Source organism: Saccharopolyspora sp. NPDC000995 (genome assembly GCF_053599315.1).
Map to the genome: position 1 here is coordinate 1 of NZ_JBSFLZ010000199.1, position 7,134 is coordinate 7,134.

Below are 7,134 nucleotides of genomic sequence, written 5' to 3' on the forward strand. Positions count from 1 at the left end.
GCAAAATCGGACCCATCGTCAAAGCCGCACTCGTACTCACCCAATTCGAACACGGCCGACTCGCATAACCCCCTACTGAGATCACCTCAATGAAGATGTAGGTCCGCGAGGAATGGTTGCGAGCATCTCAACAGCGATGAGCGAGACGTCGGGACTCGGCTTGTTGGCGCTGAGCCCGGCGCTCATCGAGACGCTCTGATCCCTGGCACGACTTGAGGCCGCGCTGTCCTCTGCCGTTGCAACCGTTGTGGTCGGTCGTGCCACCAAGAACGATGGCCCTGAGACCACGAGCGGCCAGTGGTGCCGCGCAGCTTTCGGGCGTCCCGGATCGCGGCCGGAGTTCCACGCGGTCGAGATACGCCGGGGGTGTTCTCGTCGTTGGGTCCTCCGCCTCGTGGCTACAACGCCGTCTAATGAGGAGGACATGTGCCCAAGTTTCCCGTGCTCGCAACCGCAGCGGCGGTTTCCGTTGGAATTGCAACAGCATCGTGGGCGATGCCCAGTAGCGCTGCTGCTACGAACCCGGTGACCATCGCACCGCCGACGTTGTCGGGCAACTGGTTTGGGTCGGCACCGTATGTGACGCCGCTGTACGGCAATCCGCCGGATCTGCCGAAGGTGATGGCGGCGACAGGGCAGAAGACCTTCCAGCTGACGTTCATCCAGGCTCCTAGGGGCGGTGGAGGCTGTACGCCCACCTGGGATGGCGCGGTCCCGGTGTCCGCGGACACCGCCGTCGCTCGAATCATCGACGGTGTGCGCTTGGCCGGCGGTGACGTCTCCGTTTCGATCGGCGGCTACGGCGGCACGAACTTGGGCCAAACCTGCGGCAGCGCGGAGGATACGGCCAGCGCCTACCAGCGGGTGATCGACAAGTACGCTCTCCGGGCGATCGATTTCAACCTCGAACAGCCGGAGTACTCGGACCCCGTCGCGGTGCAGAAGGAATTGAGAGCGGCGCAGATCCTGCAGCGGAACAACCCTGGCCTGTACATATCAGTCACCACCGTGGCCGCGCCCAGCGGAACGACACCGCAGGGGCAGAACGTGCTGAACACGGCCAAGTCCTTGAACTTCACGCCGAACAACTACTCGATCATGCCGTTCAACGGTTTCCCGGACGTCAGCAGTCAAATCGCCGTGATCGAGGCGTTTCACGGAGTCCTGATGAGCACATTCGGCTGGGACAGCGCGACCGCGTTCGCACATGAGGGCGTGTCGCTGATGAATGGGCGTTCGGACTTTGGCGAGTACTACACCCAAGCCGATTTCCAGACGCTGCTGGACTACTCGATCAGCCGCGGCATGTCCCGGTACACCTTCTGGTCGCTCAACCGAGACCGCCCATGCACACCGCTCGACAACGGACAGACTTTGGGCACCTGCAGCAGCGTGCCGCAGCATCACTGGGACTTCACCAGGTTAACCGCGCAGTTCGCCCATCGGACACCGGCGATGAAGGTCAGCGTCGAGGCTTCCCCACCCGCCCCCGCCGCACACCGGCGCTGAGCGACAGCGGTGCGGGCCGCTGACTGCACCAAACCCGCCTACCGCACCCTGGTGGTCGCCCCCCCGCCCCACGCCCCGGAAAGCACGGCGTGTGCAAGGTTGACCTGTCCGGTATAGGTAGTAACAGTCGGCCCCACAGCGCAGGCATGCTAGCGCTCAGCGGCCTTTTCGTGCCCTGTTGTGGACTCGGGTGATCGCTGCGATGGGTGCCGTGCCGATTTTTGGCATGCCAGATGACTTGGTCGAACGCCTCGTGCGGCCCATTAAATTAGCGGCTTGCGGATCCCGTTCCGGGGTTGGGGTCAGTCCAATTCGTCGAACGCGGCTACGGCTTCCCATCGGGCGCCGAGGGCGTTGATGCCGCCCTGTTCGACCTGCAAGCCAAGTACGCCGATGTCGTCGGCCTCTACGACGCACTGGCCTACCTCGACCATCTTCCCGGGCGCAATACCACCGCCCACCCCGCATCCGCGGCTGGACACAGCGCCGAGCGCTGAGCCGACCTGCCGAGACAGAAAGGCGACGTTGACGCGGTCGTGTCCGAACTACAGCTGGAACGTCCCATCCTGCTCGGGCATTCCATGGGAGCGCGGATCGCGGCGATGGCCGCGACCACCGGCCATCACGAACTACGAGGCACCGTTGTGGTCGACCCCCCGATGAGCGGCCCGGGCAGGGACCCTACCCCACGACACTCGAAGCGTTCCTCCGCCAACTCGACCAGGCCCGCCGCAGCACAACCGCCGACGAGGTGGCGCAGTCCTGGCCCCGATGGCCCCGCAGGGAACAAGAATTGCGCGCCCGCTGGTTGTCCTCCTGCTCCCGGACTGCGATCGCCGCCACTCACGCTGGCTTCGAGACTGAGGACTTCTTCACCGACTGGCCCAACGTGCCCGCCCCCGCGGTTCTCGTCTACGGAGCCGAAAGCCCCGTCGTCACCGCCGCTGGCGCGCAGGAGGCCGCCAAGGCCAATCCCTCCGCCGAATACGTCGAAGTTCGCGGAGCCGGGCACATGGTCTTCTGGGACGAACCCAACGCCAGCCTCGCCGCAGTGCGTGCAGCACTGCGGAAGCTGAGCTGATCGCCTCACCGACGGCCTATCCGCGACAGCGAGCCCCACCACCAGCCGTCCCCGCGGCACACCGAAGCCGATCGACATCTCTACCGAGCTAAAAGCGCTGCTCTGTCGGCTGAAGTCGGGGCAACTGCTGGACACGCTGCCCGAACGACTGGCGCTAGGCAGAATCACTTGTCGCACAACAAATTTCTGGAGAAGCGGCTCGCCGACGAAGCCGCCCGCCGACGCCGGATGCGGCCAACTGTTGAACGCCTCGGCCATCGCGTTGTCTCGGTGTGGCCATTACTCCTCGCCGAGTACGAAGCACTACACGCGATGACCCACCCGGTCACCGCAACCCTGGAAACCAGCTAATCCAGTCTCCATCAAACCCGGTACCTGGCACCTCGCCCTCGGCGGCCACCGACCGACCCTCCCCGGACGCGCCTAACCCACCCACGGAAGCAGCAGAAGAGCCAGGTTCCTTGGCAATATGCACGATCTCCGGCTGGACAGCGATCCACTCGTCCCCGGCAGCCCGGTCGACGGCGTAGTAGTCCTTCCCACCCTGCCATTAGTTCCAGATCCGCGGCGATGACGGTGCGGTGTAGTCGATGTCAGCGCTATCAGCCACCCGGTACTCCGTTCCTCGGCACGGGCCTCCGCCCGTACCTTAGCGTGACGGTTCAACTCCAAACGGCTTTTCGTCACCATCAGTGTTCCCGGAACGACTGAATCTGTTGGGGCAGTAACCCAAAATCCGGCGGACCAATCGCTTGCTGCGAGCTTGGTGACGTCTGCTGCGACTGCCTGCCTCCAACGACTTCAAATCCGGGCAGGCTCATGATCGGAGAGTGCCGGGGACCGGCACCGCCAGTCACCCGACCGAGTTCGGCCCCGTGGGGGTGTACTCCTGCGTGATCGTCCCTGTTTTCCGGACTGTCGCGTGCTTTTCGCGAGCACTGCCGCGCGTTGCCTGGGCGGGTGCATTGCGTGATCTCCGGTGGTCTGAATTGGTGCAGCCACCTACAGTCGGTGTCTGAGGCCGAAAGCAACGATCTGTCTGGGGAGGTCGACCGCTCCTGATCACAGTGATCGTCGACAGTCCCATTGTCGCGTGGCCCAGGGCAGTGAACTAGCTGGCAGGTGCCGATTTCACGCGAAATCGCCAACGTCACCTGGGCTCGGCCCTGTTCCCCGTGTCAGATACGGGTTTCCGCATATCCACGTCCGAACCAGGCGTGCCGGGGCCCTCGCCGATACGGTGGCAGGAGCGGCATCCATCCGTTCCCGTTCCAGCGCCAAGGCACGTCCATTCCATGATGAAACGAGGAGCATGCAGTGAAGGTCGAGAAGTGGATCGTGCGGGAGCACGTCGATGGCGTGCCCGATGTCGACCGGATGTACCAGAAGGTGGTCGAGGACCTCGTCGTCGACCTTGCCGACGACGAGATGCTGCTCCGGACGAGGTACGTCTCCGTCGACCTCTTCCTGCACGGCATCACCCTGGCCACTCCGCTCGGTACGTGCGCGGGAGGTGACTCGATCATGGAGGTGATCGAGGCCGGGCCGCGAGCGGCGTTCGCGGTCGGCGACCTCGTGCAGGGTTGGGGCGGCTGGCGTACCCACCTCGTGAGCACCGGTACCGAGATGCCGTGGAACACCGGGCCGTTCCCGATGGTCTTCCCGGCCTTCCGCAAGCTGAACCCGCAGCATTTCGGCGATGCGCTTCCACTCCCGACGGCCTTGGGCGTCATGGGCGGTGCGGGCTTGACCGCGTGGGGCACGATGACCAAGTTCCTGACGGTCCGCCCCGGTGACACGGTGGTGATCAGCGCTGCTTCCGGCGCGATCGGCACCCTGGTCGGCCAACTGTCCAAGCAAGCGGGCGCCCGGGTTGTCGGGACCACCGGTTCCGCCGGGAAGGCGGAGTACCTGACGGGCCTCGGTTTCGACGAGGTGATCCACTACCGGCACGGCGACGCCGCCGACGTGGTGCGCGAAGCACTCGAGAAGGCAGCGCCGGACGGCGTGGACAAGTACTTCGACAACATGGGCGGCACCATCACCGATGTGGTGTTCCGGATGCTCAACGTGCACAGCCAAGTGGCGGTGTGCTGGCAGTGGGAGAGCCAGGTCGGCGGGGAGGACACCGGTCCTCGCCTGCTGCCCGGGATCATGTACCCGCGCACCACCATCCGCGGCATCTACGCCCTGGAATGGTTCACCGAGGACAACTGGAACGCACTGGAGAAAGACCTCGGCGGCCTGATCCGGCGCGGCGAGATCACCTACGACCAGACCATTTACGACGGCTTCGATGCTATTCCGGCGGCATACCGCAGCCTCTACCTGGGGCGCGAGGCCAATCGCGGGAAGGTGCTCGTGCGGGTGTGATGCCGTTGCGGCGCGCCCGGCGCTTTCTCATCTGAGACCGCGACAGCAAGCACCGCCCCCACCGGGGCAGTTGTCGGCTCACTACGTCCTACGCACCGGATCGGCCCCGATACCGTTGAACATCAACGACCTCCGGCTCTGTTCGCGGTCGCCCGCCGACGACGCTGGACTTGGCGCGGAGCAGGAACTAAGGAGATAGGTCCTGGCGCTCCGGAACCGCTCCAGCGTTTTCGAGGTCGTTCCCGGGGGGCCGGATCCCGGTCGCTGTTTCAGTCGCTTATCTGGGCGGGCGACCTGGCTTCCTTTCCGTATGTCTCAGTGCGTTCTCGATCGCTGTCGCCGCGACTCGGAGCCGGCGGACCGATTCGTCGATCCTCCCGATCAGGCGTGATGTGGGAGCGGAGATGTTGATGACGGCGGTCAGCTCGCCCCTGTGGTCGCGGATCGGGACGCCGACCGACGTCAGCTGCAGCGGCATGCACTTGGCCGTCGAGCTCGTCCTGTCATTGCGATCCGTGCTGAGCAGGCGCGACACCGTCGATGTCACCGTCCCGCCGTACCGCGACTTCGCGCGCCGTCAGCCGAACCTCTATCGGCTGATGACCGAGCGGCCCCTGCGCCGCGACCTGCTCACCGCCGGCGTTGAGGAGGCGGCCGCGATGCCGCTGCTCGACGCCACCGGCGGTGACCGCGAACGGGCACGAGCGATCTGGGCCTTCGCGCACGGCCTGGTCATCCTCGAGCTGAACCTACGTTTCCCCACCCGACGCCGATCTCGACACCGCCTGGCGCAAAGGCATCGACGCGTTCCACGGCACGGGCTGAGCGCCGGGACGCGATGACGGAGAACTTGGTGGCGGTCCTCACTCCTCGAACCTTGAGTACGAAGCGGTGCACCGCAACTTCGCGTGGTCTAGCGCATTTCCGGCGTTGTGGTTGGCGGGGTGGGTGTGGTTTGCGCTTGAACTCGTGTGAAGTGCAGGGATCGGCTCTGGTGGCCATTGCGGTCGCGGGATGCTGTTTCCTCCGGCTGTGTTGCTGTGATCGGTCACGCGCTCGGTTTCCTTGCCGCGCTGCGGCGGCATGTTCTGTTGGTTGCGTGCCCGTGGCTGGAGGATGAGGCCGGCGATGCTGGCGGCGATGGTGCATCCCAGGGCGATGGCCCAGTCGTGCGGTAGCAGGGGTGTGGAGCCGAAGAAGTGGCTGAGGCCGGGGGTTTGCACGATGGCGGCCAGTGCCGCCATGGATGCGAGCGCGCCGGCTACGACCAGTGGGGTGCGTCCGCGGATGACCAGGGTCTGGCCGAGTTGTGCGCCGACGAGTGCGACGAGCGCGACGGTGTCGGCGTGCCGTCGGGTTCCGGTGGCGCGGCCGAGGATCCAGGCGGCGAACGCGGATGCGGCGGTGATGATGCCGCGCCGGTAGATGTCGCGGAGCAGTGCGGTGCCGAGGGAGGCGTCGGGTCCTTCCTCGAGGAGCATTTGGGGTGTGATTTCTGGTGGGGGACGTACTGCGATCGCCATCGCCGGGATGACGTCGGTGAGGAGGTTGACCAGGAGCATTTGGCGGGCGTTCATCGAGCCGCCGGGGGTGAGCAGGCCGGTGGCGACGGTGTAGAGAACTTCGCCGAGGTTGCCGCCGAGCAGCAGGGCCAGGGAGTCGCGCACTGAGGCCCACATGGCGCGTCCTTCGACGATGGCGTCCACGATCGTTTCGATGCGGTCGTCGGTGACTACGACGTCGGCGGCTTCCCGGGCGGCGGGTGTGGCGCGTTCGCCGAGGGCGATGCCGATGTCGGCGATTCTGATCGCGGGTGCGTCGTTGGCTCCGTCGCCGGTGACGGCGACGACGCGGTCGGTGCGCTGCAGTGCTTGGACGACACGTGCCTTGTGTGCTGGGGTGGTGCGGGCGAATACCGCGATGTCGGCGGCTTTGGCGGCTAGTTCGTCGTCGGTGAGGGTGTCGAGGTCGGTGCCGGTCATGATCTGGTGGCCGCCCAGGATGCCGAGTTCGGCGGCGATGGCTTCGGCGGTGCTGGGGTGGTCGCCGGTGATCATGACGATCTGCACGCCTGCTTGCTGCAGTTGGTCCACGGCGGCGGCTGCGGTGGGGCGGACGGGGTCGGCCAGGGCGATCAGGCCGGTCAGCCGGAGGTCGCGCAGGCGGGAGTC

The 7,134-nt window shown here is 65.8% G+C and carries 7 protein-coding genes and 1 pseudogene; 6 read left to right on the top strand and 2 right to left on the bottom strand.

Annotated features, from left to right (window positions below; all coding sequences use genetic code 11):
• Window positions 1–495: 495 nt before the first annotated feature.
• The 5 genes and pseudogenes from ACWDKQ_RS34200 (at window position 496) to ACWDKQ_RS34220 (ending at window position 4,963) form a co-directional block, all read left to right on the top strand.
• Complete coding sequence (locus ACWDKQ_RS34200) at window positions 496–1,509, top strand: chitinase (protein ID WP_450142903.1); 1,014 nt, start codon at window positions 496–498, stop codon at window positions 1,507–1,509.
• A gap of 296 nt (window positions 1,510–1,805) precedes the next feature.
• Window positions 1,806–2,006 carry a hypothetical protein gene (locus tag ACWDKQ_RS34205; protein ID WP_450142904.1) on the top strand — a complete coding sequence of 67 codons (201 nt, stop codon included), beginning with the start codon at window positions 1,806–1,808 and terminating at the stop codon, window positions 2,004–2,006.
• A gap of 84 nt (window positions 2,007–2,090) precedes the next feature.
• Window positions 2,091–2,590 (top strand): annotated as a pseudogene (locus tag ACWDKQ_RS34210) (alpha/beta fold hydrolase).
• 168 nt (window positions 2,591–2,758) lie between these two features.
• On the top strand, window positions 2,759–2,941 hold the full coding sequence (locus ACWDKQ_RS34215) for a hypothetical protein (RefSeq protein WP_450142905.1): 183 nt from the start codon (window positions 2,759–2,761) through the stop codon (window positions 2,939–2,941).
• 966 nt (window positions 2,942–3,907) lie between these two features.
• On the top strand, window positions 3,908–4,963 hold the full coding sequence (locus ACWDKQ_RS34220; RefSeq protein ID WP_450142906.1) for an MDR family NADP-dependent oxidoreductase: 1,056 nt from the start codon (window positions 3,908–3,910) through the stop codon (window positions 4,961–4,963).
• A gap of 277 nt (window positions 4,964–5,240) precedes the next feature.
• Here ACWDKQ_RS34220 and ACWDKQ_RS34225 read toward each other — a convergent pair whose 3' ends face one another.
• Complete coding sequence (locus tag ACWDKQ_RS34225; RefSeq protein ID WP_450142907.1) at window positions 5,241–5,441, bottom strand: IclR family transcriptional regulator domain-containing protein; 201 nt, start codon at window positions 5,439–5,441, stop codon at window positions 5,241–5,243.
• Here ACWDKQ_RS34225 and ACWDKQ_RS34230 point away from each other — a divergent pair.
• On the top strand, window positions 5,374–5,805 hold the full coding sequence (locus tag ACWDKQ_RS34230; protein WP_450142908.1) for a TetR-like C-terminal domain-containing protein: 432 nt from the start codon (window positions 5,374–5,376) through the stop codon (window positions 5,803–5,805). The genes ACWDKQ_RS34225 and ACWDKQ_RS34230 overlap by 68 nt on opposite strands.
• Window positions 5,806–5,826: 21 nt before the next feature.
• On the opposite strand, the gene ACWDKQ_RS34235 is transcribed toward ACWDKQ_RS34230, so the two are convergent.
• Window positions 5,827–7,134 (bottom strand): HAD-IC family P-type ATPase (locus tag ACWDKQ_RS34235; RefSeq protein WP_450142909.1); only part of this gene is annotated, 1,308 nt, incomplete at its 5' end.